We start from the raw sequence: 26,258 nt of genomic DNA on the forward strand, positions 1-26,258 counted from the left end.
CGACTGCATCACAATCTGGCAGGGAGTGATGCACCGTTTTGACATTTAATTGCTTGATGTCCATTAGAAGTTCCGCTCCAGAGACAAGCCGGAAAGCGCAAGGAAGGAGTGCATCATGAAGTGCCTAGATCTGCGCAGAAGTTGTTGTGATCAACTTAAACGGGAGTACAATAATTTGCAACGCGCTCTGATTGATCATGGAACATGACGGTGACATTGGCATTGGGTTTATACACATTGATGTAAAAATGGCGCTGAGGCGGGCTTGCGAGCCTTCGATTGTTGGTCATTGGCGCAGCCACTTATCGACGAGAAAGCATGGGTCCATGAAAATACTTGCCATCGACGACGATTCGTCCGCTCTTGAAATCCTGAGCATGCTTGTCGCCCACGCGGGGTATTCGGATATTGAAACTGCGGCGAGTGCAGGGATCGCGTTGGAGCGGATTACCTCGGCCAGCAGGCCGTTTGAGTGTATTTTGCTTGATATTCAGATGCCAGTCATGGATGGAATCGAGTTCTGTGATCTTCTGCGGCGTTTGCCCGGTTATGGTGATTGCCCGATCATCATGGTTACGGCGATGACCGACAAGCGGTACATGGATCAGGCCTATGCCGCCGGGGCAAGTGCATACGTCACCAAGCCGTTCGACGCGAATGGTCTTGCGGTGTGTCTGGCCGATGCCGCACGCAGGCTTGGGGACGCACGCATGCACGGGTAGGCTTGGCCTGCGTAGCGCCGACAGGGGCGGTGATGGTCTCGGGCGGTAAAGCTCGACGACTTGCGATGGTTTGAACGGAGTTTTCATGAGTTCAGAGGTTAAATTGAACGATTCACCAATTATTAATGCGTTCAAGCGTATTCAGGTCGCGCTGATGATCGTCGGGCCGACGGGGCGGATCCTGCATTGCAATCCGGCCGCCGACAGCCTGTTCGGCTATGACAGCGGCAAATTGGTGGGCCGTCCGGTCTTTGACGTGCTTGCGGTCACCTCGGTGGCCGAGCTTGGCGCCTATATCGAACCGCCGGCGATTGACGCGATCATCAAGGGCATCGCCGGACGGACCGCGAACGGCCAGAGGATCCTGCTTGGCGCGCAGATGACCGTGTGGACGGAGGCCGAAAACGGGCTTCAACATGCGCTGGTCCTGCGTGACATCGCCGATGAGGTAAGTGCCGAACGGCGGTCCCGCAGCGAGCTGGAGCGCGCCAACAATGCAATCGTCGGCGCAAAGATCGGCGTGTTCGACTATGTGCGCAAAACCGAGTCCGTGAACGTTTCCGATCTCTGGCGTGAGCTGCTGGGGGTCGATTCGGTTGACTCCGACGATTTGAAGCGCGAGTGGCTGTCAAAGGTGCATCCCGACGATCTTGACGCGGCACTGGAGTCGGTTCGACTCTGTCTCGAGGATCAATGCGAGCGGCACAGTTGTGAATACCGGTTGAGATCAAAGGACGATTCCCGCTGGCTCTGGATTCGAAGCGATATGTCGATTGCCGAACGCGACAGGCAGGGGAACGTCAGTCGTCTGAGCGGCGCGATGACCGATATCACCGACCGCAAGGCGACCGAAACCGCGCTGCGCCGAAGCGAAGAACAGTTCAGATCCGCCTTTCAGTCGACAACGATCGGAATGGCGATCGTCGGTTTCGATGGCAAATTTCTCCGGGTCAATCCCGCGCTCTGCGAGCTTTTCGGCTATTCCGAGCAGGATCTCGTGAACACCGACATTCAGGCGCTGACCCATAGCGAGGATCAGCAAGACACCGAAGCCCGGCTCGATCTGATCAAGGCCGGCGAGGCTTCTTCCTATCAGTTCGAAAAGCGGTATATCCGTGCCAATGGCGCCGTGATGTGGGGGTCGCTGAGCGTCGGCATCGTAAGGGATGACGAAGGCCGGCCCGACCATATGGTGTCACAGATCGTCGACATGACCGAACAGCGGCGTCTGAACGAGTTGAAAAGCCAATTCGTGTCCACCGTCAGCCACGAGTTGCGCACCCCGCTGACGTCGATCCTCGGATCGCTGATGCTGTTGTCCTCGATGGATGACGAGCCGTTTTCCGATCAGGCGCAGCGCCTGTTGTTCATCGCCCAGCAAAACGGCGACCGGCTGCACGCCTTGATCAACGATGTTCTCGATTTCGAGAAGTTTTCCGCACAACAGATGCGCTTCGACCTCTCAACGCATCGGATCGTCACACTGGTCGAAGAGGCGATTCTGGCCAATCTGGCCTCGGGCGACAAGTTCGGCGTCCGGTTCGATATGGTCTGTCCGGATCGCACGCTGACCGGGGTGGTCGATCCGCAGCGCTTTCAGCAGGTCATGACCAACCTGCTTTCCAACGCGGCCAAGTTCGCCCACACCGGCAGCACGGTCAGGGTGGCGGTGGAAGAGCAGGAAGACGCCGTCCGGATCGCGGTCACCAGCGACGGCGAGAAAATCCCCGAGTCCTTCCGCGAGCATCTGTTCCAACCGTTTTCCCAGGCCGACTCGGCAACGACCCGCGCCCGGGGCGGAACCGGTCTGGGGCTGGCGATCACAAAACAGATCGTCGAGCAGACCGGCGGCGCGATCGATTTTGACAGCACCGAGGGCGAGGGCACAACCTTCTGGTTCACCGTCCCAAGCCCAAGACCCCAGTGACGCTTTCGCAGCCAGCCAACCGAGCCAGCGCCGATTGTTGTGGGGCATCGACAGGCTGTGCAGATCCCTATTCATCAAGCGCTGTCCTCAATCCTTTCTCGATTGCCGCGAAGCAGGGCATTTGCAGCAATGCGCAGCTTTCGCATGACCGCTGTGATGGACAATCTGCTTTATTTACCGGATGCTATCCGTTGCGTGCATTGGCCTTGATGTCCGGATTGAAGCGCGTGGCGACAACAACAGGCAAATCACTCGCGCGCCTGATGCTGGATCGACTGCTCTGGGTGCGCTCGTTGCCCCGCCACTTTCCGGATTGCCTTGGGCTTGGCACGGCCGATGCTTGCGACTGGCAAGAAAACAGTTACATTCCGTGCAATCCGCCGACCGGCATAATTGGGAGGCCTTGAATGAACGACGACCCCTACACGGTGCTTGGCGTCGCCCGCGATGCGTCGCAGGCCGACATAAAGAGCGCCTATCGGAAGCTCGCGAAGACACTGCACCCTGATCTGCATCCCGGCGACAAGACGAAGGAAAAGGAATTCCTCAAGGTCGGGTCGGCCTATGCCATTCTGTCCGACGTCGAGAAGCGCAGACAGTTCGATGCGGGCGAAATCGACGCGCGCGGTCAGGAGCGCCCGCAGCAGCAATATTATCGCCAGCACGCCGAAGCCGACCCGCAGGGGCGCTATGCTTCATCAGACGGGTATGGCGATTTCGGAGATGCCTCGGACATTTTCGCCGATCTTTTCTCGCGTCGCGCCCGCGGCGGCGGCGGCACGGGTGGTTTCGACGCGCCGGGCGGCGACCTGCGATATCATCTCGATGTCGATTTCATGGATGCAGCCCTTGGCGCGAAACGACAGATCCCACTGCCGGGCGGTGGCACGATAGATCTGTCGATTCCGGCTGGAATACGTCAGGGTCAGACCCTGCGGCTGCGTGGTAAAGGGCAGGCGGGATTTGGCAAAGGGCCGCCGGGCGATGCCCATGTAGAGATCAGTGTGGGCCCTCATCCGTTCTTCGTGCGTGAAGGAAACGACATCGAAGTCGAGGTTCCGATCACCTTTGATGAGGCGGTATTGGGTGCGAAGGTCGAAGTGCCGACGCTGGCCGGTCGTGTGTCGATGACGATACCGAAAGGCGCCTCAACCGGGCGCCGCTTGCGGCTGAAAGGGCGGGGCGTGAAGCCTGCGAAGGGTAAGCCCGGCGACCAGACTGTCGTGCTGAAGATCGTCTTGCCGGAGTTGATTGACGCGGAGATGGAAGAGATAGCCCGCCGCTGGCAAGAGGCGGCTAAAGAAGATCCGCGTGCAGAACTGTGGAGAACCCCATGAGACTGGATGAAAATCAGGTCGTGGCAACGATCCGCCGCGTCGAGTTGCACGAACTTCGAGTGTGGGTGCGTGAAGGGTGGGTCAAACCGGTGCCGGGCGACCGTGGTCCGATGTTCGATGATCTGGATGTCGCGCGGATCCGGCTGATCTGTGATCTGACGCAGGACATCTCGATAGAAGGCGAGACGCTGCCCGTGGTTCTTTCGCTGCTCGACCAGATCCACGGCCTGCGCCGCGAGTTGAGTGACATTGCGCACAGCGTGGATCAGCAGCCCGATGAGGTCCGAAAGGCGATCACCGAGGCATATCGCGCGCTGTCATCCGAACGCGGCTGAATGTCGTTGGCCGGACTGCTGGCCGTAGCGTTGCGCAGAGCACATACGGCGGTATCGTCGACACCTTGCTTATGCGAGTCACCGGGTTTTCCAGGCCCTGCCGCGTTTCGTGCTGGCGCTGATCGTCGATCAGTCCGGGGAGCCGACACTGTGACCGACGCGCCGGTCTGGATATTCGCGATCTGACGGTCGAGCCCCGGATCGGGAGCCGGAGTTTGAAACTGGTCGAAGATGTCTCGCTGACCGGTCCCCCGCCGGGCTTAACGCTATCATTCACAGCCTGCGCACGGTGTTCACCGCGACTGCCCCGGTCCACTGCTGATCGGTGGAGAATCCGCCCGCGCCAATCTGACCATCGCAGAGATGCTTACGAAAGGGACGCGGGCCGCCCTATGCCTGACGCTGTGCTACTTTCCTATGGCATCTATGACGCTGACCTTGGTAACGAGACCTATGTCAGATACCGCAACGGGCCGGAAAGACCGGGCACGTTGACGCCGCCTATGCCGAGGACGAAATCATGACCTATAGCGAAGTGTTCCGCACCAGCAACGAACCCGAAGTGGTGATCCGGCGCGACCTGCATCAGCATCCGGAAACCGCGTTTCTGGAATATCGCACGGCCGCGCTTGTGGCGGCACATCTCGACGGGCTGGGCTATGGCGTAAAGGTCGGGCCCGAGGTGATGAAAGCTTCGGCGATCATCGATCCGCCATCGGGTGATGAGGTCAAAACGGCGAAAGACGCGGCCCGCGCCACAGGTGCTCTGGACGAATGGATGGACCGGATGCCCGGCGGACAGACTGCCGTGGTGGCCGAAAAGCGGTTCGGCGACGGCCCGGTTCTGGCGTTTCGTTTCGACATGGATGCCCTGCCGGTGAACGAGACGAAATCGGACAGCCATGCGCCCAACGCCGAGGGCTATCGCTCGCTGAATTCCGGGCGAATGCATGCCTGCGGCCATGACGGTCACGTCTCGATCGGCCTTGCGGTTGCGACGCAACTCTATGGCGCCGAAGGGTTCACGGGAACGATCCGGCTGATCTTTCAACCCGCCGAGGAAGGCGGGCGCGGCGCACAGCCCATCGTCGAGGCGGGGGTGCTGGACGACGTCGATTACCTGTTCGTCGGCCACCTTGGGTGTCTGCTGCCCACTGGCAAGATCGCCGCCGAGGCGATCGGTTTCCTTTACGCGTCAAAACTGAAGGTAGTCCTTACGGGCAAGGGCGCCCATGCCGCCATGGGGCCGCAGGACGGATGCAACGCACTGCTTGCCGGGGCGACAGCGGCGCTTAATATCCACGCGATTTCGCGCCATGCCGATTCGCCGACTTTCGTCAACGTCGGGCATTTAAGCGCTGGTTCCGCCTTCAACATCATCGCCGAATCCTGCGATATGATGGTTGAGGTGCGCGCGGTGACCGAAGACGGCCATAACTATATGCTGCGCCGGGTACGGGAAATCCTGACGGCCGCCGCCCAGATGCACGGCGCAACCTGCGACATCGCCCTCAAGGGGGGGCTTCAGGGCAACAGCAACAGCCCCCGCGCCGCCGAAATCGTCAGCGCGGTGGGTGCGGGTATTGACGGCGTGGAGGTCGTTCCCGAATGGCCGATCGGTGGCGGCGATGATGCAACGCGGATGATCCGCCGGGTTCAGGAACGGGGCGGAAACGCCGGTTATTTCCTGATCGGCAGCGACATTCCCGCCGTCCATCACGCCAGCGACTTCGACATCGACGAGGCCGCGCTGCAGTACGGAACTCAGATTTTCGTCAACATCGCCAACGCGATCCTCGGCAGGCAATAGCAACGAAAATGGCCGCTGCCAGCAAGCGGCGGCCATTTCAGACTCAGGCGGCCATTCACATCGCCGTGCCTGATTTTGGCCTGCTCACGCTCGCTTGCAGGGTGTGGATGATCCCTTGTCCGCTGCTCTGAGTGGCTTCACACAGGGGGCAAATCATGGTGGAAATTGCGCATTCCACCGGATCTGTTCCAAGCGGAAATCCCCATCCCGCCGTCTTGCAAATCTCACGGATCGCGTTTATCTCTGCGTCCCACGATGCCCCAATAGCTCAGTCGGTAGAGCAACTGTTTCGTAAATAGTAGGTCGGCGGTTCGAATCCGTCTTGGGGCACCAAATTATCCACAGTAATCGGCTAAAATCAGGGCACTGCCTGCAATTAGGCAATTTTCACCCGATCCGTAGCCCATCACGTGTCGAGCATCTATTGCGAGTCCCTTCTTGTGCCTTGGCCGTTGGTTATTACCGGCAGCGAAGGGCACACGGGCGTGCCTCTGTCATGGGTAGTTAATCGGTGATACTTTGATGAAGTGCCGCCTTTTGTGATACAAAGGCACAGACGAGAAGTTGCGACATATGGTAAATCATCAGCGGCAGAACGATCGCGCCCACTATATCTGGTGCAAATAGAGCGGTCGCAATTGGTAGGCCACTCGCAAGACTTTTGGTTGATCCGCAGTAGAACAACACCGCGCGGTCTGGATATCCTAGCCCGGAAAGTTTTCCGGTCGCTACCGTAGCACCCATGACAATGGCCAGAAAAATCCAGATAACCGCAAAAAGTGTGAGAAGGGTCGTAAGCGGGATCGCTGCCCAAACCCCCGAGACAGTGCCCGCGCTGAACGCGGAATAGACGATCAGGATGATCGACCCACGATCCACGATCATGGTCAGAACCTTGTGCCGTGTCAAAAAGCCACCGAGCCAAGGTCGCAAAATCTGCCCGATGATGAAGGGCAACAAGATCTGAATCCCGATCTTGCTGACCGCATCAAAGCTGACGCCGCCATCGCCCTGATGCAGCAAAACCGCCACAAGTACGGGCGTCAGGACCACGCCAACAAGGTTCGACACCGATGCGGCACAGATCGCAGCAGGCACATTTCCCCCCGCAATGGACGTAAAGGCGATGGAGGATTGCACCGTAGAGGGCAGTACAGCCAGAAATAGCAGACCCAGAGTGACCGTGGTCCCCAAGAGCGGACCAAAGACCGCCGCAAGCCCAAGCCCGATCAGCGGAAACATCAAATAAGTAGCGCCAAACGCCAGTCCTTGAAGGCGCCAGTTCGTCAGACCCTTCCGAACCGCGGCGGGGTCAAGTTTTGCGCCATAAAGAAAAAACAACAAGGCCACGGCCCAGAACGTGACATGCCGCAGCCCCACGGCGGCGATCCCCTGTGCCGGTAGCGCCACCCCTGCCACGACCGTAGCGAGCAGCAGCAGCATATAAATGTCGATGCCGATGCGCTTTAAAAAGTTCATGCCGTGTTCTGCCTGTCTTGGTTTTTACGTAAATCCTGCGCGTGCCCAAGCGCTTTGGGTTCAGGCGGATGCCCCCCCCCCCTCACACGGTAATGTTCAAAAACCGGCAGCTTGTCCATCTTTGCGCGGATCCGATCCTGCGGCATAGCCACCCCCGGGAAGTCGCTGGACAAGCTGCGCACCGCCAAATCCAAATGCATTATCCGGAGCATCGACCTGAACCTTGTGGCCAAGGTGCTTTAGCCCGTCGATAAGCTTTGCCGCCATGGTCGGTTCGCAAGCGAGTTCCAATCCTGCAAGTATCCGCCAGCGAGGCGCATCTGCGGCGGTCTGGGGGTCTTGGTTCCACAGTTGCGTGCGCAGCAAAAGCTGCAGATGGCCCTGCGCCTGAATTGGACCGCCCATCATGCCAAAGGCCATCAGCGGTGCGCCATTCTTCATCGCAAAGCCTGGAATAATCGTATGGAAAGGTCGTTTGCCCGGTGCAACCTGATTGGGATGACCCTGTTCGGTCGTAAAGCCGAAGCCACGGTTCTGCATCGAAATCCCGGTCCCCGGCACGACGACGCCCGAGCCAAACCCGGAGTAATTTGACTGGATGAAGCTGATCATCATCCCTGACGCATCGCCGACATTCAACAACACAGTGCCACCCAATTTGGGCGCACCCGCACCGAAATCCTGCGCATGATCCAGCTCGATCAGGGCCGCGCGGGATTTCAGATAGGCCGGATCCAGCAAGACAGTTTCGCCGACGTCACCCATGTGGTCCCGGTCGGATACAAAGGCATAGAGGTCACGATACGCGAGCTTGATAGCCTCGATTTGCAGGTGAATGGCGGTAAGATCGTCTGGTCCGTGATCGCGAATGGATGTGTGCTGCAACATGCCAAGTGCCATCAGCGCGGCGATGCCTTGTCCGTTCGGCGGGATCTCATGCAGCTCAACATCGTCAAAAGTCTGGCTGATTGTACCGCACCAATCGTTGCGATGGGCGGCAAGGTCATCCGCCGTCATTGCACCACCGTGGGCCTTTGCAAAAGCCGCTATCTTCTGCGCAATCTCGCCTTCGTAAAAGGCGCGACCCTTGGTTTCGGCAATGGCACGCAGGGTGCGCGCAGCACCGGGATTGCGGAATCGCTCACCAGCTTTTGGGGCACGCCCGTCGGGCATGAAAGTTTCCGCAAATCCGGGTTGGTCTTTCAGCACGGCCGCGCCCTTTGCCCAGGCAGCACCGACCACGGGCGACACGATAAAGCCTTCTTCGGCATACCGAATAGCTGGGGCCAGTACAGTCGCGAGTCCCAACTTGCCAAATCTTTCGGACAGTTCGACCCATGCGCTGACCGCTCCAGGGACAGTCACCGCGTCCCAGCCATGCTGCGGCATGCCGCCGGAAAAGCGCTCGGGCGTCCATGCGGCGGGCGCACGGCCTGACGCATTTAACCCGTGCAGCTCCTTGCCATCCCACAAGATACAGAAGGCATCCGAGCCTAGTCCGCAGCCTGTCGGTTCTACAATGGTCAAGGTCGCGGCGGTTGCGATCGCTGCATCGACTGCATTGCCGCCCTGTTGTAAAATCGTAAGTCCGGCTTGCGTGGCCAAAGGCTGTGAAGTCGCAACGATATTCTCTGCAAGAACCGGCGAGCGCCGCGAGGGGTAGACAGGATCATGACGCAGGTGCATCGGATTCTCTTTCTGTAGTTTTGCGACTTTTCAAATGGGTTCGGATCGCCCAGACGATGGAAACCAATGCGGCAATCAGGAATATCAGGCTGATAGGGCGGGTGAAGAAGAGACTCGGGTCAGAATCGGTCATCAGCGCACGGCGCAGGTTGGTCTCCGCGATCGGCCCCAAGATAACGCCGAGCACCAGCGGCGCCAAAGAATAGTTGAGCGCGCGCATCGCATAGCCTGCAATGCCGATAAATATCAGCAAGTACAAATCCGTCACGCGGTTATTCAGCGCGAACGTTCCCACGACACAGCAGGTCATCACGACCGGCACGATCAGCCATTTCGGCACCTCGGTCACACGCAGAAACAACCGCATGGAACACACCGATACAAAGAGCATCATGAAGGCCGACACGACCATGGCGATAAACATTCCATAGACCAAATCTGCGTGATCGAGGATCAATCTTGGCCCGATAGCGATCCCGTGCACCATCAGCGAGGCCATCAGGATCGCATCAACCGCCGAGCCCGGAATGCCGAGGCTGATCATCGGGATCAATCCTCCACCCGCCGTGGCCGAGTTGCCCGCCTCGGAGGCTACGATGCCATCCGGTTCGCCCTGGCCGAAATTCTCGGGATGTTTCGAGGCTCGTTTTGCCTGATCATAGGCCACCAGGTTGGCGATTGACCCGCCGGCCCCCGGAAGCGCGCCGATCAGGACACCCACCAGCGACGAGCGCAACAGGTTCACCGGCCGCATCAGGACCTCTTTCATCACCTTCCACGTTTGGAAGTCGACTGTGCCTGTTACAAGCGCATTGCCCGAACGCACGCTGTCGGCATCCTCAACCTCGGACACCAGTTGTGAAATAGCGAACACGCCGATCAGCACGACAAGAAAGGGCAATCCCGTCTGTAACAACTCGATCCCGAAATCAAAGCGCAGGCGGCCCAACATCGGATCTGTTCCAACAGTCGAAATCGCAAGACCAATGAGCCCCGCAAGCATGCCGCGAATAACAGAGGAACCAACGAGGCTTGCAACAATCGTCAGGGCGAAGACAATCAGTGAAAAATATTCCCACGGTCCCAAACGCACGGCAAACAGCGCAAGCGGTGGCGCAGCAAAGATAAGAACGATTGTAGAGATTATTGTCCCGAAAAATGACGCCCAAACCCCGAGCGAGAGCGCCCGTCCCGGTTCACCGTTGCGGGCCATCGGAAAGGCATCAAACGTCGTCGCGACAGATGATGGCGTGCCGGGAATTCCCAGAAGAGCCGCTGAAATCAGCCCTCCGGTATAGCCGCCAACATACACTGAAAGCATGACCGCGATGCCCTGCAACGGTTCCATGGAGAACGTCAGCGGCAACGTCAGAATAATCGCCATAGTCACAGTAAAGCCGGGAACGGCGGCGGCCACGATCCCTGCAATAGAACCAAGAAGCATGAAAATCAGCGTCGTGAAGGTGAAAATCTGCGCCGCACCGGATAGAAAATCAGCCATTTCACAAGACTCCGCGAGGCAGAAATACCGTAAACACCTCGGCAAAAAGCCAGTTCAAGCCGAATGAAAACACCAGCGCGACAATGACGGCCACGATCATGGATTTCGGGCGGCGCGGCATCAAGATCAGTTGCAGCCCAAACAGGAACACAAAGCTCGCGATGGAAAAGCCAAGGACCGGAATGGCCAGCAGATAGGCGGTCAGCGCCGCGAGACTGATAAACACCAAGTAGCGGCGTCGCGCCCAAGCCACCGTTTGTCTGCCAAAATCCCCATAGGTCGAGCGTGGTATTTTCCGAACCGCGTCGATGATGGCCATCCCGGAAACAATGATCATCACACCAAAGACGATCTTTGGAAAAGCGCCCGCCCCAAGTTTTTCAAACCGGGAAGCGGGAATAGCGTTTGCGGTGAAAAACAAGCCGACCGAAGCGAGTAAGAGAAGCAGATAGCTGATCAGGCGGGCGATTTCGCCCGCCTCCCGTACCTCTTTCATTGCAGGATCGGTGTCCTTCACTCTGCGAGAACCGATGAGAGCGATTTGACCGTCGCATCAAGCTTGGTGAGGTATGCCCGATACGCGTCCTGACCGCGGAAATCGACATCAGCACCGGAGTTGTTGGTCTGTTCGACATAGTTCGGGTCTTGCGACAGCTTTTCAAACGCGGCTTCAAGTGTGTCGCGGACCTCTTGTGGGACACCCTTGGGCGTAACGATGCCACGGGTGACGCTGAGCTCCAGATCGTGACCAAACTCGGTGAAGGTCGGCACATCCGGCGTTGCTGCAAGACGTTCTACAGAGCCAGCCGCGAGAAACGTCAGGTCTCCGTTATCTACGAATTCCTTGGCAGAGCTGACATCGCCGATCGCAATATCAAGATTTCCGCCGACCAACGCACGGATCCGTTCCCCGGTACCTTCATAACCGACATATTTGAATTGCAGACCAAACGCCTGCTCGATCATCGCGGCATGAAGATGCGGCACCCCGCCCAACGTGACCCCGATCGAAATTTCGTTGGGATGCGCCTCGGCATAGGTCACGAATTCTTCGAAATTACTGTAATTCTCGCTCGGACCCGCCACAAGATATTGCGGTGAATTCGTCATCAATGCGATCGTGTCGAAATCATCCCACGCGAGATCTGTGATACCGGTTTCGGTTGCAACCAAGAGGCCTTCGTGGACCTGACTGATGGTGTAACCATCTGCCGCCCGGCGAGACGCTTCGCGCAGACCCACTGTCCCGCCGACACCGGGTATGTTGATGATCGGCATATCGGCACCAAGGAAAGGCGGTATATTGTTGGCGACCAACCGCATAAGGATATCCGACCCGCCGCCCGGTGACCAAGGCACAATGAATTCAACGGCTCGTTCAGGGTAGGTTTGGGCGCTGACTGATCCTGCAACAAGCGTCGCTGCGGTGAAGAGGGCGGCAAAGCCCGTGCGAATTGCCATGGTGAGGCTCCCTGCGAAAATACAGCGGCTTGATCGCCGCAATTACGTTTGCGCGCCAAGGCTAACACAAGAATAACCCTGACAAAGTGATTAATTCTGGCTATCTTGTTAAAGCATTCTTACGTTATCGGATGGATACACGCCAACTTGAGACCCTACTTGCCATTGCCCGGCACGGAGGCTTTGCGGCAGCGGCAAAAGTCGTCAACCTCACCGCTTCGGCCGTAAGTCAACAGATCTCGGCTCTGGAGGCCGAGTTGGGCACACAGCTTTTCGATCGCTCTCGCCGCCCGCCAGCACTGACAGCCAAGGGCGCCGAGATGGTGCGCTCTGCCCGTTCGATCCTGCACATTGTGAGCGAAACCAAGGCGTCCGTCGCCGAGGGACGGATGCGCGGGACGATCGCCTTTGGATCACTGCGCACGGGGGCGAATTCGTTGATGCCCAAGGCGCTTGCTACCCTGCGCGCGACCTATCCAGACCTGAAATTCCGCCTGCGCGTCGGCATGTCCGAAGAATTGATGAACGAAGTGGTCTCGGGTCGTCTGGACGCGGCGCTGGTTGCCGACCATGTGGCCGTGCCACCCAGTTTGCGTTGGACGCCGGTGGTGCAAGAACCGCTGATCGTATTGGTCCCGCCAGGCGACCCTGCGCTGTCGGTCGACGACTTGATCCGTAACGTGCCCTATATCCGCTATCGCACCGAGGTGCCGCTGGCGCGCCAGATTGATACTGAAATGGCACGGATTGGCACCCCGCCAAGGCAGGCGGGGTCAGTAAATACAATGGCTGCGCTGGTGGGTTGCGTGCGGGCCGGGCTTGGCTTTGCGGTGATCCCGAAAATCTCGTGCCAAGATATGATAGCGGCTTCGCTAGATTGGTTTCCCTTCGGCGCGCCACCGATCCACCGAAGGCTCGGGGTCGTACAGCGTGCAACCGCGCGCCGTGAAGAGGTCTTGGGCGCGATGATCGCTGCGCTCGGCCATCATGGCCGTTCTCACGACGAGGACGGCTAATGTTGAGGCACCTTGAGGATCGTGACTGAACCCCGTGATCTGTGGAAACTGGGGTGGTCGCCGCGAGATGCCGGGATTTGTGATCGGCAGCCAAGAGGCTGAGCAGATCCGGACGAAATTCCAACGCAAGCTGACCCGGCGCCTGCGGGGAGCAATGCTGATGATTTCCGACACCGAGGCGGGCATCAAGGCAGACGTCAAGGAGGTGCTGAGTGCAAAGCGCCACTCAACTGGATTTTGGTCCGCCATAGAGAGCAGTTTTTTTCCAGGGTTTGCGAGACAGGCGCATCGGTGAAGAACGTGTCTATTTCCGCCAGCGACCCGATCCGGGCCGGGGCCGTGCGCTTGAACTTCGTGTGGTCTGCTATCAGCATGGTATTGCGGGACTGGCGCAGGATCGTCTGGCTGACCCCGACCTCACGTAAATCGAAATCGAGGATATCGCCGTCCGCGTCGATCGCGGAGCAGCCGATGACGCCGATGTCGAACTTGAACTGTCGGATCGCGGCTGTTGTGATGTCGCCGGTCAGGCCGCCGTCCGATTGGCGCAAGGCCCCGCCTGTCACGATCACTTCGCAATCCGGATTGCGCGTCAGGATATTGGCGACGTTCATGTTGTTGGTCACGACCAGCAGGTTGCGATGATGCAGTAGCTCTGTCGCGACGGCCTCGGTGCTGGTCCCGATGTTCAGAAAGATCGCGCAATCCTCGGGGATCAGCGCAGCGCAGGCCTTGGCCATCGCCATCTTGCCCTCGGCGTTCAATCGCCGCCGTTCCTCGTAGGCGATGTTCACCGTACCCGATGGCAGGACTGCGCCGCCATGCACCCGCTCCAGCTTGCCCACTTCAGCCAGCTCGCTCAGGTCGCGTCGAATGGTCTGCAAGGTGACGCCCAGATGCTCTGCCAGATGTTCGACGGTCACTTTGCCATCGCGCCGCGCGATGTCGAGAATTTCGGGGAATCGGATGGTTTGCGACATGGGGCGGCGTCCGTAAGTGAAGGTCTGACAAAAACCACGCGACCTGAAAAGGCGACCTATGCTGATCCGTGCATGTTCGTTGATACGCGATTGTCCTATATTTGCGTGTGGATTGAGCCACCGCAAGCAAATTATGGTCTAAAATCTGGTGATATCGGATAAAATCCTACAAAACGAAAATAACCGAAAGTATTCGCTTTCTTTTCGGAGCAAACTGGCAATATTGTGCCGGAGAAGATTTGGGAGGATCCAGAGTGAGCGACGACACGGACATCCGTGACCTTTTGGTCATTGGTGGCGGCATCAATGGCTGCGGCATCGCACGCGACGCGGCCGGACGTGGCCTGTCGGTGACGTTGGTCGAGATGTCCGATCTTGCGTCCGCAACCTCCTCTGCGTCGACCAAGCTGTTCCATGGTGGCCTGCGCTATTTGGAATATTTCGAGTTTCGCCTGGTCCGCGAGGCGCTGATCGAACGCGAGACCCTGCTCCGCGCCATGCCGCATATCAGTTGGCCGATGCGGTTCGTGCTGCCATACCACAAGGAAATGCGGTTTGAAGGCGACACACCGACGTCCAGACTGATGTCGGTGGTGATGCCATGGATGCGCGGTCGCCGTCCGGCGTGGCTGATCCGGCTGGGCCTGCTGATGTATGACACCCTTGGCGGTCGCAAGATCCTGCCGGGGACAAAGACGCTGAACCTGACGAATGCACCCGAGGGTGCGCCGCTGAATGACGCTTTCACCAAGGCTTATGAATACAGCGACTGCTGGGTCGAAGATGCGCGCCTTGTCGCGCTGAACGCCCGCGACGCAGCACAGCGCGGGGCGACCGTATTGACCCGGACCAAGGTGGTGTCCGCCAAGGTCAATAACGGCGTCTGGACCGTCACCCTGCAGGAGGCCACGACAGGGTCCCAAAGCACCGTCCGCGCCCGCATGGTCGTGAACGCCGGTGGTCCTTGGGTCGGTCAGATCATGCGCCAGCAGATCGGGTCCAACAGTCAGGATGACGTGCGCCTTGTGCGCGGTAGCCATATCGTCACCAAACGCCTGTTCGATCACGATAAATGCTACTTTTTCCAAGGCACCGACGGTCGCATCATGTTCGCGATTCCATACGAGACTGATTTCACTCTGATTGGGACCACCGATCAGGAGCACGAGGATCTGACGTCCAAACCGATCTGCACGCCCGAGGAACAGGCCTATATGATCAAATTCGTGAACGCCTATCTTAAGGACCCGATCAGCAGCGACGACGTCGTATGGACCTATTCCGGCGTCCGCCCGCTTTATGACGAGGGTGCGAGTTCCATTACTGCCGCGACCCGCGACTATACGCTGAAACTGGACGACAGTGCGGGTGCGCCGGCCTTGAACGTCTTCGGCGGCAAGATCACGACGTACCGCCGACTGGCGGAAAATGCCCTGGACAAGATCGGCCAGCGTCTGAACGTGGCTCAGGGCCCGTGGACCGCCGGCGTCGCGATACCCGGCGGAGATTTTCCGGTGGGCGATGTGGACAAGCTGATCGGTGATCTGCGGCGCGATCATGCGTTTCTTGACGGCCGATGGGCGCGCCGCCTGATCCGCGCCTACGGTACGGATGCAAAGCTGATCATGGGCGAGGCGAGAACCGCCGCCGATCTGGGGCAGGATTTCGGCGCGACCCTGACCGCGGCAGAGGTCGATTGGCTGATGGACCATGAATTCGCCCGCACCGCCGAGGATATCCTTTGGCGTCGGAGTAAGCTAGGCCTGCGTGATACCGACGCAGTTACCCTTGACGCTTACATGACCGCTCGCCGCCCGCAGCTAAAGGATATCGCATGACACTCGAACTGGATGACGTGAGCTATGTGGTTGGTGCGCAGACCTATATCCATCCGACAACCTTGACGCTGGAAAAGGGCACGATGAACGTGCTTCTCGGGCCGACGTCTTCTGGCAAGACGACGCTGATGCGTATCATGGCGGGCCTTGATGCGCCGACGAAGGGCCGCATTCGCTGGAACGGCGAGGACGTCACAGGGCAGCGCGTGCAGGATCGCAAGATCGCGATGGTCTACCAGCAATTCATCAATTACCCGGGGATGACCGTCTACGACAACATTGCCTCCCCGATGAAGCTGATAGGGCTCGATAAAAAAGAGATCGACCGCCGCGTCCGCGACACCGCCGCCCTGATGCAACTGACCCCGATGCTGAACCGCAAGCCGCTTGAATTGTCCGGTGGTCAACAACAGCGCTGCGCTCTGGCCCGTGCGCTGGTCAAGAACGCAGGCCTTGTGCTGCTGGACGAACCGCTGGCGAACCTCGACTATAAGCTGCGCGAGGAACTCCGCGCCGAAATCCCCCGCATCTTTGCTGAATCGGGCTCGATCTTCGTCTACGCCACGACGGAACCCGAGGAAGCCCTGCTGTTGGGCGGCAACTGCGCCACCCTGTGGGAAGGCCGCGTAACCCAGTTCGGACCGACCGCACAGGTCTATCGCAATCCCACCGATGCGACGACGGCCCGCGTCTTTTCTGACCCGCCGATGAATTTTCTGAAGGTCGAAAAGCGCGGTGATCGGATGCACTTCGGTCAGGGAGACTCGATGCCTTCCGTTGGCCAGAACATCGCCGATGGCACTTATATGCTGGGCTTTCGCCCCAATCATCTGTCGTTGAAACCGGGCGACGGAATGGTCGCCTTTGACACGATACTCAGCGTTATGGAAATTACCGGGTCGGAAACCTATGTCCACCTGACCCGTGACGACTCCCGCTGGGTCGGCCTGATCCACGGCGTCCGCGACCTGGATCCCGGTCAGTCCCTGACGGTCTACCTTGACCCGACGCGCATCTATCTCTTTGCGGAAAGTGGCGACCTCGTCGCCTCTGCACCCTATGCGGAGGCTGCGTAGCATGGCCAAGATCACACTCGAGAACCTCGCGCATTCCTATCTGCCCAACCCCAAGTCAGAGGACGACTTTGCGCTGAAGGAGTTGAACCATGACTGGGTGGACGGCGAGGCCTACGCCCTGCTCGGGTCTTCCGGCTGCGGCAAGTCCACGCTTTTGAACATCATCTCGGGCCTGCTGATCCCCAGCCAAGGCCGCGTGCTGTTCGATGGAAAGGACGTGACGACTGCCCCCACTGCCGACCGCAATATCGCGCAGGTGTTCCAGTTTCCCGTCGTCTATGACACGATGTCCGTGCGTCAAAACCTTGCCTTTCCGCTGAAAAACCGCGGTATGGAGGCTTCCGAGATCGCGCGTCGGGTGCAGAAAGTTGCCGCGATGATCGACATGGAAGCGCAGCTGGATCACAAGGCGCGCGGCCTTACCGCCGACGCCAAGCAAAAGATCTCTTTGGGCCGAGGCATGGTCCGAGAGGACGTGAACGCCTTGCTGTTTGACGAACCGCTGACCGTGATTGACCCGCATATGAAGTGGGAATTGCGCACGCAGTTGAAAAAGCTGCACCAGGATTTCGGACACACAATGATCTATGTGACCCACGATCAGACCGAGGCACTGACTTTTGCCGATAAGGTCGTCGTCATGTTCGACGGTCGCGTCGTTCAGATCGGCTCTCCGCAGGAATTGTTCGAACGCCCCGCCCATACTTTCGTTGGCTACTTTATTGGCTCACCCGGGATGAACCTGTTCGACGCGCAGATCGACGGAAACACCGCCCGCGTGGGTGACGCGACCGTGCAGTTGGACGGCGCCTATACCGCCCACGGCAAGACGCAGCTTGGCGTGCGCCCCGAATTCATCCGCCTGTCCGCTGGCGGCGAGGGCATTCCTGCCACGGTGCGCCGGGTCGAGGATGTGGGCCGCCACAAAATCGTGCGCCTTGACGTCGCAGGCCGCGAAATAAACGCCGTCGCCACCGAAGGCGAGGAGATCCCGGCCGACACTAACCGGATCACCTTCGCCCCGGGGAGCGTCAACGTCTACGCCGACGACTGGCGCGTGACACCACGGGGGACAGACGCATGAACAAGACCGTCAATCAAAAGGCATGGTTTCTGGTCCTGCCCGTTCTGATCCTCGTGGCGTTTTCTGCCGTGATCCCCTTGATGACCGTCGTGAACTATTCCGTGCAGGACACCTTCGGGAACAATCAGTTCTTCTGGGCTGGTCTCACCTGGTTCGAGGACATGCTGCATTCCGACCGCATGTGGAACGCACTGGGACGACAGCTGATGTTCTCGGCGATCATTCTGGCGATCGAGGTGCCACTGGGCATCTTTGTCGCTCTGAACATGCCGAAGAAGGGCTTCTGGTCGTCCTTCTGCCTTGTTGTGATGTCCCTGCCTTTGTTGATCCCGTGGAACGTGGTTGGCACGATCTGGCAGATTTTCGGCCGCGTCGATATCGGCCTGCTGGGCTATACGATGGACGCGCTGGGTTTCGACTACAACTATACGCAGGACACGTTTGACGCATGGGTCACCGTGATCGCCATGGACGTCTGGCACTGGACGTCGCTGGTCGCGCTTCTGGCCTATGCTGGTCTGCGGTCGATCCCCGACGCCTATTATCAGGCGGCCAAGATTGATCAGGCCAGCCGCTGGGCCGTGTTCCGGTATATCGAGTTGCCAAAGATGGCCGGTGTTCTGATGATCGCGATCCTGTTGCGGTTCATGGACAGCTTCATGATCTACACCGAACCGTTCGTGCTGACGGGTGGGGGACCGGGCAACGCCACGACCTTCCTGTCCATCGACCTCGTGAAGATGGCATTGGGGCAGTTCGATCTTGGCCCCGCAGCGGCCTTCAGTCTGATGTATTTCCTCGTGATCATGGTGATTTCGTGGGTGTTTTACACCGTCATGACCACGCTCGACAAAAGGGATGGCAAGTAAATGACCGATAGCGCAATTCCAGAAGTCGTCATCAACACGCACGAGATGGCCATCGAAAAACCGCGCACCACCCCGAAACGTTTTCGCCCCTCTGGCGGGGCGGTGGTGATGGGCCTTTACCTGCTGTTCCTGATGCTGCCGATCTATTGGCTGATCAACATGAGCCTTAAGACGAATTCCGAAATCCTTGGTGCCTTCAGCCTGTGGCCCCGCAACCTGACGTTCGAGAACTACGCGCTGATCCTGACGGACCCAAGCTGGTATATGGGTTACGTCAACTCGCTGATCTATGTGCTGATGAACACGGCAATCAGCCTCGCGGTTGCGCTGCCTGCCGCCTATGCGTTCAGCCGCTACAGCTTCATGGGCGACAAGCACCTGTTTTTCTGGTTGCTGACGAACCGCATGGCCCCGCCTGCCGTTTTTGCGCTGCCGTTCTTCCAGCTTTATTCCAGCATCGGGCTTTTCGATACGCACATCGCGGTGGCCTTGGCGCATTGTTTGTTCAACGTCCCTCTGGCGGTCTGGATCCTCGAAGGCTTCATGCGCGGCGTGCCCAAGGAGATCGACGAGACGGCCTATATTGACGGCTACTCGTTCCCGACATTCTTCATCAAGATCTTCACGCCTCTGATCGCGTCTGGAATCGGCGTCGCGGCTTTCTTCTGCTTCATGTTCTCTTGGGTCGAGCTGCTGCTGTCGCGCACCCTGACCTCTGTCAACGCCAAGCCGATTGCCGCCACCATGACCCGCACCGTCGGTGCCGCAGGTGTCGATTGGGGCGTCCTTGCCGCCGCCGGTGTCCTGACCATCGTGCCAGGCGCCTTGGTCATCTATTTTGTGCGCAACTACATCGCCAAGGGCTTTGCCCTGGGGCGGGTGTGATGCGCCAGTTGAAAGGAGCGTACAATGCTTGACTGGATGGCATGGACCTGGCCCACCGCTTTGTTCTTCGTGATCATCGCCACCTTGCTGACCACCTTCACGGTGCTCGCGATCAAATTTCCCGAGGCGCCCCGAAAGGGCGTCCTGCGGATCGAAACCACGCGCGGTGACCGCCTGTTCATCACGCTGCTGGGGTCCGCCTTTATCAATCTGGCGTGGCTTGGTGCGGGTCTTGGCCCGCAGCCCTACGCGCTGATCGTCTGTCTGGTCTATGCCGCAGCGGTGTTCCGCTGGGTCTAGACCACGTCAAAACCCGGACCAGATCATCGGCCCGGATCGTCTACGTTCAACCGTAAAGGGAGGAAACCTATTATGAACGTTCTCTTGAAATCATCCACTGCCCTGGGACTGGCGCTTGCCCTGTCCCAGCCCGCGTGGGCTGATATGGCCGCCGCGACGGATTTTCTGGATAAGGAGATCGGTGACGTCTCGACCCTGTCCCGCGCGGATCAGGAAGCCGAGATGCAGTGGTTCGTCGACGCCGCCAAACCGTTTGTCGGCATGGATATCAACGTCGTATCGGAAACTATCACGACCCACGAATACGAAAGCCAGGTGCTGGCCCCCGCGTTCCGAGCGATCACCGGGATCAACATCACTCACGACCTGATCGGTGAAGGCGACGTCGTCGAAAAACTGCAGACCCAAATGCAGTCGGGCGAGAATATCTATGACGCCTATGTCAACGACTCTGACCTGATCGGCACCCACTGGCGCTACCAGCAGGTCCGCAACCTGACCGATTGGATGGCGAACGAAGGCAAGGACGTTACCTCGCCCACGCTGAACCTCGAAGATTTCATCGGTCTGGACTTTACCACCGCCCCCGATAGCAAACTTTACCAGCTGCCGACCCAGCAGTTCGCGAACCTTTACTGGTTCCGCTATGATTGGTTCAACGACGAGCAGAACAAAGCCGATTTCAAGGAAAAGTACGGCTACGATCTGGGCGTGCCTGTGAATTGGTCCGCCTACGAGGATATCGCCGAATTCTTCACCGGTCGCGACCTGTCGCGCATGGGTGTCGAAGACGCGATCTATGGCAACATGGACTACGGCAAGAAGGACCCCAGTCTGGGTTGGCGTTACACCGACGCATGGATGTCCATGGCCGGGATGGGCGACAAGGGTGAACCCAACGGCCTGCCGGTCGATGAATGGGGCATCCGCGTAAACGAGAATTCGCAGCCCGTCGGTGCCTGCGTGGCGCGTGGCGGCGCAACGAACTCTCCCGCCGCTGTCTATGCCGTGGACAAAGCCATCAACTGGCTTCAGAAGTATGCGCCGCCCGCCGCCGCCGGCATGACCTTTTCCGAGGCCGGACCGGTCCCGGCGCAGGGCAATATTGCGCAGCAGATGTTCATGTACACCACCTTTGTCGCACCGCTGGTCGACTCGGCGGCTGTGATGAACGAGGACGGCACGCCGAAGTGGCGTCTCGCCCCCAGCCCGCATGGCGCGTACTGGGAAGAGGGCATGAAAGTCGGCTATCAGGACGTGGGCAGCTGGACGCTGATGAAATCCACTCCTGTGGATCGCGCACAGGCCGCATGGCTCTATGCGCAGTTCGTCACCTCGATGACCGTCGATGTGAAGAAATCCGACGTGGGACTGACCTTTATCCGCGAGTCCACGATCAGCTCTGACCACTTCAGCGAACGTGCGGACAAGCTGGGCGGTCTGGTGGAATTCTACCGTTCGCCCGATCGCGTCCGCTGGTCGCCCACGGGGACCAACGTGCCCGACTATCCCAAGCTGGCACAGCTGTGGTGGCAGAACATCGGCGACGCCATGTCCGGTGCGAAGACATCCCAGGCGGCACTCGATCAATTGTGTGCCGACATGGAGAGCGTGATGGACCGTATCGAACGCTCCGGTGTTCAAGGTGAGCTCGGCCCCGTGCTTGGCGAACCGCAAGAGGCCTCCTATTGGCTGGAAGGCCAGCCAGGCGCGCCCAAGCCCAAGCTGGAAAACGAAGATCCGAAGCCGGAAACCATCGGCTATGACGAGCTTGTTTCATCCTGGAACCAGTAAGTCGTTGATACCGGCCGGGGCACACAGGCTGTGCCCCGGCTTTTTTGTGCCCGGTTTATCGAGGTATCCCTTTCTCGCCCATGGGCGACGGGAACGGCGATGGCGTCAGGCCGGTATAGGCCCGCCGCGAACACGGGCGTGTATCTCCGAGGATCCGCTCATTTCGGGTTCGAGGTGACGCCGTCACGCTGTAACCCTGCGATGTCGGCGTCGGAATAGCCCGCTTCGCGCAGGATCGCTTCGTTGTGTGCCCCAAGATCAGGCGCCGGGTGACGGATCTGTAGCGGCGAGGCGCCGAATTTCATTGGAAATCCTGTCATCTTGACGTTCCCATGCCCAGGATGCGGGACGTCCAGGATCATTTCCTGAGCGGCGACCTGCGGATCGGCCAGCGCCTCGGTCATCGACTGGACCCGTCCACAGGGGACGCCTGCACGGTTCAGACGTGTGATCCAGTTGGCCTGAGTATCATCGGCCAGCGCCGCGTTTATCATCGCGTTGAGGTCCTGCCGCCGATCCAGCCGTTTGGCATTCGTGTCGAAAAGCGGGTCGCCCATGACATCGCCAAGCCCCAGTTCGCCCAGGAATTTGCCACAGATCGACTCGGTCGACGGCGCGACGGCAATGTCGCCGTCCGACGCGTGAAACAGACCATAGGGTGAGGCAATCGGGTGATCGTTGCCGGTCGGTGTCGGATCTTGCCCGGTGGCCAACGCGCCCGACGACAGATAGGCCATCATCGACAGCATGGACATCATCATCGAGGCTTCCACCCGTTGCGCCGGTCCACCTGCTTCGCGCCCGCGCAGGGCCGACACCGCAGCCAGTGCAGCGTAAAGGCCGCAAACCAGATCGGTAATCGGCGGAGCCGAGCGTATCGGCCCGGTCTCTGTCGATCCGTTCGTCGACATGAACCCCGACATGGCTTGCGCGATGAAATCGAATGCGGGGCGGTCGGCATAGGGCCCGGTCGAGCCATATCCGTTGATGCTGACCACGATGAGCTTTGGGTTTATTCTGGCCAATGTTTCAGGGGTCAGCCCCATCTTGACCAGAACGCCGGGGCGAAAGTTCTCGGTCAGGATGTCGGCGTTGGCCAGCAGACGGTGCAGAACTTCCTTACCCTTTTCCGACCGCAGATCCAGCGTCAGTGACCGCTTGTTGCGGTTGAACCCGGCGAAATACCACGACATGCCGTCGATGATTTCACCCTGAGTCCGCACGCTGTCACCGCCGGTAGGGGCCTCGATCTTGATGACGTCCGCGCCCAGATCGCCAAGGATCATCGAACAGAACGGCCCCGACAGGATACGGGTCAGATCGATCACGCGAACCCCGGAGAGGGGCAGTTGCGACAGGTCATTCATCCCCGGGCCGTCGCGGTCATCTGCGGGTCGAATTTTCTAAGACGCGGTCCGGCCTTCAGAATTTGCCCCGGAAGATCGCGGCCCAACGTGTCTTGCGTCATACGCGCGACGTCTGTGATCCCCTCAAGGTCGATCCCGGTCTCGAAACCGCTTTCTTGCAACAGATAAACCAGATCCTCGGTGCAGATATTGCCGGTGGCGCCGGCTGCAAAGGGACAACCACCCAGACCCCCGATCGAGGCGTCATAGTAACTGACGCCCTCGGCCAGACCGGTCATCACGCAGGCCAGCCCGACACCGCGCGTATTGTGGAAATGCAGACAGATCTCGACTTCCGGCGCTTCGGCACGGATGGCCCGTATGGCGGCGCGAACGCTGGCGGGCGTCGCCATGCCGGTGGTGTCGCCCAGACTGACGCGCTTGGCGCCAAGCTCCTGATACCGTCTGGCAATCTGCGCCACGCGTTCGGGCGGGACGACACCTTCGAACGGGCAACCAAAGGCCGTAGCGATCCCGCCTTCGACCGCGATTCCCTCGCGGTGCATGAGAGCGGTTACGACTTCAAATTCAATCAGGGACTGATCAACCGAGCGGTTCACATTCTTGAGGTTGTGCGTGGCAGAGGCCGACACGACCGTATGCACCGCATCGACCCCTGCCGCCGCGGCACGTTCCGCGCCTTTCAGGTTCGGGATCAGTGCCGAAACAACCGACCCCGCAGGCCGTCGGATGCCCGCGATCACCTCGGTCGCATCGGACAGCTGCGGCACGGCGCGGGGGCTGACAAAGGACGTGACTTGCACGTTGCGCACGCCGGCCGCGAACATCGCGTCTACGATTTCGATTTTGCGGGCGGTGGGTATGAAAGTCTTTTCGCTTTGAAACCCATCGCGCGGTCCGACTTCGCAGACGGTGACGGCGCTGCCTTCGGAAAGCGGGGTGCTGGCATGTTTCATGGAAAACCTTTCGATTGCAGGCGGTTTGAATGACGGGATCATCGACGCAGGAAGGGGCACGACCTGCGATTCTGTACCAGAATGCCCGCAGAAACCGCAGCTTAGCAAGGCACGCGCCGGAGATTCCTTGCAATCTTTCTGGATGCGATCGAAAGCCAACCCGCCCGGGGCTTGATATTCTATTTCCCCTCGGCCCCTGTCTGTTGTTTGTTCGTATACACTTGAAAATAAGGGGAAACGCAGGCTGCGGCGTGCGTGATGCGCCCATGCCCATCGCGCTGAGTGACGTCGTTTTTCGCACGCCAGCCATCACATCTCAAGATGGCATATTTCGAGATAGACTTTCGCACGCTTGAGTTTCCGGCAAATGTGTACTTCTGTGTCCGGAATCTATGCAACGGGAGGAGTTCGTACCCATGGGAAGCAAAACCATGATTTCGGCCAAATTGGCCATCGCGACAGCGGCGACGGTGTTTTCGCTGTCGGCGGCACCGCAAGCGGCGCAGGCCAATGAATGTATCGCACCATCAAGCCCCGGCGGCGGCTGGGATTTCACTTGCCGCACCATCGGACGCATCCTGACCGAATTGAATCTTGTCGACGGCAACGTTCAGATCACCAACATGGCAGGCGGCGTGGGCGCCGTGACCTATGCCACGGTCGAGGCGAAACGGTCCGACGACCCGAACCTGATCGTCGCGACATCCACCGTGGGGATCACCCAGATCGCTCAGGGGCGCTATCCTTCGGGCATCGAAACGATGCGCTATCTCGGGATGCTCGGGGCTGACGTTGGCGTAATCGCGGTTGCCGCGGACAGCAAATATGAAACGCTGGCACAGTTGAACGAAGCGATCGTCGCCGACGCATCATCGGTTGTCACGGCGGGTTCGTCCGGGGCCGGGGGCTGGGATCATATCCGTCTGTTGCTGGTCGCACGTGCGGCAGGGCTTGAGGATCTGAGCTCGTTGCGCTGGGTCCAGTTTGACGGCGGTACCGATGCCGTGACGCAGATGATGGGCGGACAGCTTGACGTTGTATCGACCGATCTGGGGGAAATCGCGGGTTTCGTGGAATCAGGCGACATCCGTATTCTTGCCGCGTTGTCGACCGATCCAATCCCGGCCTTTCCCGATATCCCGACAGCGATCAGCCAGGGTGTCGATGTAACGGGCTATAACTGGCGCGGTCTTTACACCGGTGGAAACGTGTCGGACGAGGCCTATGACAAATGGGTCGAGCGTCTGAAGACACTGTACGACTCGGAAGAGTGGCAGACCGCCGCGGTAGATTTCGGTCTGGTTCCAATCTGGATCGGCGGCGCCGAATTCGAGACTTATGTCCGCGAACAGGAAAAAATCATGGCCGACATCTCGCGCGATATCGGCATCATTGAATGAGCATAAGGCTTGCAAGCGCCGCGATCTTTCTGATCGCGGCGCTTTATGCCTGGACGGCGCAGGATTACACGGCCTCATTCGGGGACGTTCTTGGGCCGTCTGTCTTTCCCGTGATGGTGGGCATCCCGGCCATGGCGCTTGCGCTGTCGCTGGTGGTGTTTCCGGGTGGCACGACCAGTTGGCCCTTGCTGCCGCGGCTTTTCCGGCAGGCAATGGCGCTGGCGGCGCTGCTTGGCTACGCTCTGTTGCTGGAACCGCTCGGCTTTCCGCTGGCCACTGCTGCGGTGATCGCTGCGGTCGCGGTTGTTCTTGACGGCCCCGTTCTCAAATCGCTGATGATCGGCGTGGCCGGATCGCTTTCACTCTGGGTACTTTTCGATCAGCTGCTCGGTCTGCCCATCGACTTTTTCGGCACTCTATTTGGCGGGTAGTTCC

23 protein-coding genes and 1 tRNA gene are annotated in these 26,258 nt (G+C 59.2%); 16 read left to right on the top strand and 8 right to left on the bottom strand.

What is annotated here, in order from left to right; genetic code table 11:
• Window positions 1–326 precede the first annotated feature (326 nt).
• From FQ320_RS02090 to FQ320_RS02115, 6 genes are all read left to right on the top strand, one after another.
• Window positions 327–722, top strand: coding sequence for a response regulator (locus FQ320_RS02090; RefSeq protein WP_187393743.1), 396 nt, complete (start codon window positions 327–329; stop codon window positions 720–722).
• A gap of 85 nt (window positions 723–807) precedes the next feature.
• Window positions 808–2,649 carry a PAS domain-containing sensor histidine kinase gene (locus FQ320_RS02095; RefSeq protein WP_148469588.1) on the top strand — a complete coding sequence of 614 codons (1,842 nt, stop codon included), beginning with the start codon at window positions 808–810 and terminating at the stop codon, window positions 2,647–2,649.
• Between the two features lie 407 nt (window positions 2,650–3,056).
• Window positions 3,057–3,986 (top strand): DnaJ C-terminal domain-containing protein, encoded by a 930-nt coding sequence (locus FQ320_RS02100; protein WP_148469590.1) that lies wholly within the window; start codon window positions 3,057–3,059, stop codon window positions 3,984–3,986.
• Window positions 3,983–4,321: a chaperone modulator CbpM gene (locus FQ320_RS02105; protein WP_148469592.1), complete on the top strand. Its 339-nt coding sequence runs from the start codon at window positions 3,983–3,985 to the stop codon at window positions 4,319–4,321. The genes FQ320_RS02100 and FQ320_RS02105 overlap by 4 nt, the downstream gene beginning before the upstream one ends.
• Before the next feature lie 520 nt (window positions 4,322–4,841).
• On the top strand, window positions 4,842–6,131 hold the full coding sequence (locus FQ320_RS02110) for an amidohydrolase (protein WP_148469594.1): 1,290 nt from the start codon (window positions 4,842–4,844) through the stop codon (window positions 6,129–6,131).
• Between the two features lie 257 nt (window positions 6,132–6,388).
• Window positions 6,389–6,464, top strand: a tRNA-Thr gene (locus FQ320_RS02115).
• Window positions 6,465–6,635: 171 nt separating this feature from the next.
• Here FQ320_RS02115 and FQ320_RS02120 read toward each other — a convergent pair.
• From FQ320_RS02120 to FQ320_RS02140, 5 genes are all read right to left on the bottom strand, one after another.
• A complete protein-coding gene (locus tag FQ320_RS02120) occupies window positions 6,636–7,610 on the bottom strand; it encodes a bile acid:sodium symporter family protein (protein ID WP_148469596.1) in 975 nt (324 codons plus the stop codon).
• 96 nt (window positions 7,611–7,706) lie between these two features.
• Window positions 7,707–9,296 (bottom strand): gamma-glutamyltransferase family protein, encoded by a 1,590-nt coding sequence (locus FQ320_RS02125; RefSeq protein WP_148469599.1) that lies wholly within the window; start codon window positions 9,294–9,296, stop codon window positions 7,707–7,709.
• Window positions 9,280–10,797: a tripartite tricarboxylate transporter permease gene (locus FQ320_RS02130; RefSeq protein ID WP_148469601.1), complete on the bottom strand. Its 1,518-nt coding sequence runs from the start codon at window positions 10,795–10,797 to the stop codon at window positions 9,280–9,282. The genes FQ320_RS02125 and FQ320_RS02130 overlap by 17 nt, the downstream gene beginning before the upstream one ends.
• Window position 10,798: 1 nt before the next feature.
• A complete protein-coding gene (locus FQ320_RS02135) occupies window positions 10,799–11,293 on the bottom strand; it encodes a tripartite tricarboxylate transporter TctB family protein (RefSeq protein WP_148469606.1) in 495 nt (164 codons plus the stop codon).
• Window positions 11,294–11,310: 17 nt separating this feature from the next.
• Complete coding sequence (locus tag FQ320_RS02140) at window positions 11,311–12,258, bottom strand: tripartite tricarboxylate transporter substrate binding protein (protein WP_148469607.1); 948 nt, start codon at window positions 12,256–12,258, stop codon at window positions 11,311–11,313.
• A gap of 131 nt (window positions 12,259–12,389) precedes the next feature.
• Between FQ320_RS02140 and FQ320_RS02145 the strand changes: the two genes are divergently transcribed.
• Window positions 12,390–13,274, top strand: a complete 885-nt coding sequence (locus tag FQ320_RS02145; protein WP_148469609.1) for a LysR family transcriptional regulator — start codon at window positions 12,390–12,392, stop codon at window positions 13,272–13,274.
• 197 nt (window positions 13,275–13,471) lie between these two features.
• On the opposite strand, the gene FQ320_RS02155 is transcribed toward FQ320_RS02145, so the two are convergent.
• The gene (locus FQ320_RS02155; RefSeq protein WP_148469613.1) at window positions 13,472–14,254 is read right to left on the bottom strand and encodes a DeoR/GlpR family DNA-binding transcription regulator; all 783 of its coding nucleotides are present in this window, start codon (window positions 14,252–14,254) and stop codon (window positions 13,472–13,474) included.
• Between the two features lie 254 nt (window positions 14,255–14,508).
• Between FQ320_RS02155 and glpD the strand changes: the two genes are divergently transcribed.
• The 7 genes from glpD (at window position 14,509) to FQ320_RS02190 (ending at window position 22,100) form a co-directional block, all read left to right on the top strand.
• Complete coding sequence (gene glpD, locus FQ320_RS02160) at window positions 14,509–16,092, top strand: glycerol-3-phosphate dehydrogenase (RefSeq protein ID WP_148469614.1); 1,584 nt, start codon at window positions 14,509–14,511, stop codon at window positions 16,090–16,092.
• On the top strand, window positions 16,089–17,168 hold the full coding sequence (locus FQ320_RS02165) for an ABC transporter ATP-binding protein (protein WP_148469615.1): 1,080 nt from the start codon (window positions 16,089–16,091) through the stop codon (window positions 17,166–17,168). Before glpD ends, FQ320_RS02165 begins: the two co-directional genes overlap by 4 nt.
• A 1-nt stretch (window position 17,169) precedes the next feature.
• Entirely contained in the window at window positions 17,170–18,252 is a 1,083-nt protein-coding gene (locus FQ320_RS02170; RefSeq protein ID WP_148469617.1) for an ABC transporter ATP-binding protein, read from the top strand.
• Window positions 18,249–19,121: a carbohydrate ABC transporter permease gene (locus tag FQ320_RS02175; RefSeq protein ID WP_148469618.1), complete on the top strand. Its 873-nt coding sequence runs from the start codon at window positions 18,249–18,251 to the stop codon at window positions 19,119–19,121. The genes FQ320_RS02170 and FQ320_RS02175 overlap by 4 nt, the downstream gene beginning before the upstream one ends.
• 45 nt (window positions 19,122–19,166) lie before the next feature.
• The gene (locus FQ320_RS02180) at window positions 19,167–20,006 is read left to right on the top strand and encodes a carbohydrate ABC transporter permease (RefSeq protein ID WP_255509357.1); all 840 of its coding nucleotides are present in this window, start codon (window positions 19,167–19,169) and stop codon (window positions 20,004–20,006) included.
• 24 nt (window positions 20,007–20,030) lie between these two features.
• Window positions 20,031–20,306, top strand: a complete 276-nt coding sequence (locus FQ320_RS02185; RefSeq protein ID WP_148469622.1) for a DUF2160 domain-containing protein — start codon at window positions 20,031–20,033, stop codon at window positions 20,304–20,306.
• 72 nt (window positions 20,307–20,378) lie between these two features.
• The gene (locus FQ320_RS02190; protein ID WP_148469624.1) at window positions 20,379–22,100 is read left to right on the top strand and encodes an ABC transporter substrate-binding protein; all 1,722 of its coding nucleotides are present in this window, start codon (window positions 20,379–20,381) and stop codon (window positions 22,098–22,100) included.
• A gap of 158 nt (window positions 22,101–22,258) precedes the next feature.
• Here the strand turns inward: FQ320_RS02190 and FQ320_RS02195 are convergent, their stop codons facing one another.
• Together FQ320_RS02195 and FQ320_RS02200 are read right to left on the bottom strand one after the other, a co-directional pair.
• Complete coding sequence (locus tag FQ320_RS02195) at window positions 22,259–23,467, bottom strand: CaiB/BaiF CoA-transferase family protein (RefSeq protein WP_148469626.1); 1,209 nt, start codon at window positions 23,465–23,467, stop codon at window positions 22,259–22,261.
• The gene (locus tag FQ320_RS02200; protein WP_148469628.1) at window positions 23,464–24,423 is read right to left on the bottom strand and encodes a hydroxymethylglutaryl-CoA lyase; all 960 of its coding nucleotides are present in this window, start codon (window positions 24,421–24,423) and stop codon (window positions 23,464–23,466) included. The genes FQ320_RS02195 and FQ320_RS02200 overlap by 4 nt, the downstream gene beginning before the upstream one ends.
• Window positions 24,424–24,839: 416 nt before the next feature.
• Here FQ320_RS02200 and FQ320_RS02205 point away from each other — a divergent pair, with 416 nt between their 5' ends.
• Complete coding sequence (locus tag FQ320_RS02205; RefSeq protein WP_148469630.1) at window positions 24,840–25,823, top strand: tripartite tricarboxylate transporter substrate binding protein; 984 nt, start codon at window positions 24,840–24,842, stop codon at window positions 25,821–25,823.
• Window positions 25,820–26,254, top strand: a complete 435-nt coding sequence (locus FQ320_RS02210) for a tripartite tricarboxylate transporter TctB family protein (protein ID WP_148469632.1) — start codon at window positions 25,820–25,822, stop codon at window positions 26,252–26,254. Before FQ320_RS02205 ends, FQ320_RS02210 begins: the two co-directional genes overlap by 4 nt.
• Window positions 26,255–26,258: the final 4 nt, after the last annotated feature.

Source organism: Oceaniovalibus sp. ACAM 378, from assembly GCF_008085915.1.
GTDB lineage: Bacteria > Pseudomonadota > Alphaproteobacteria > Rhodobacterales > Rhodobacteraceae > Oceaniglobus.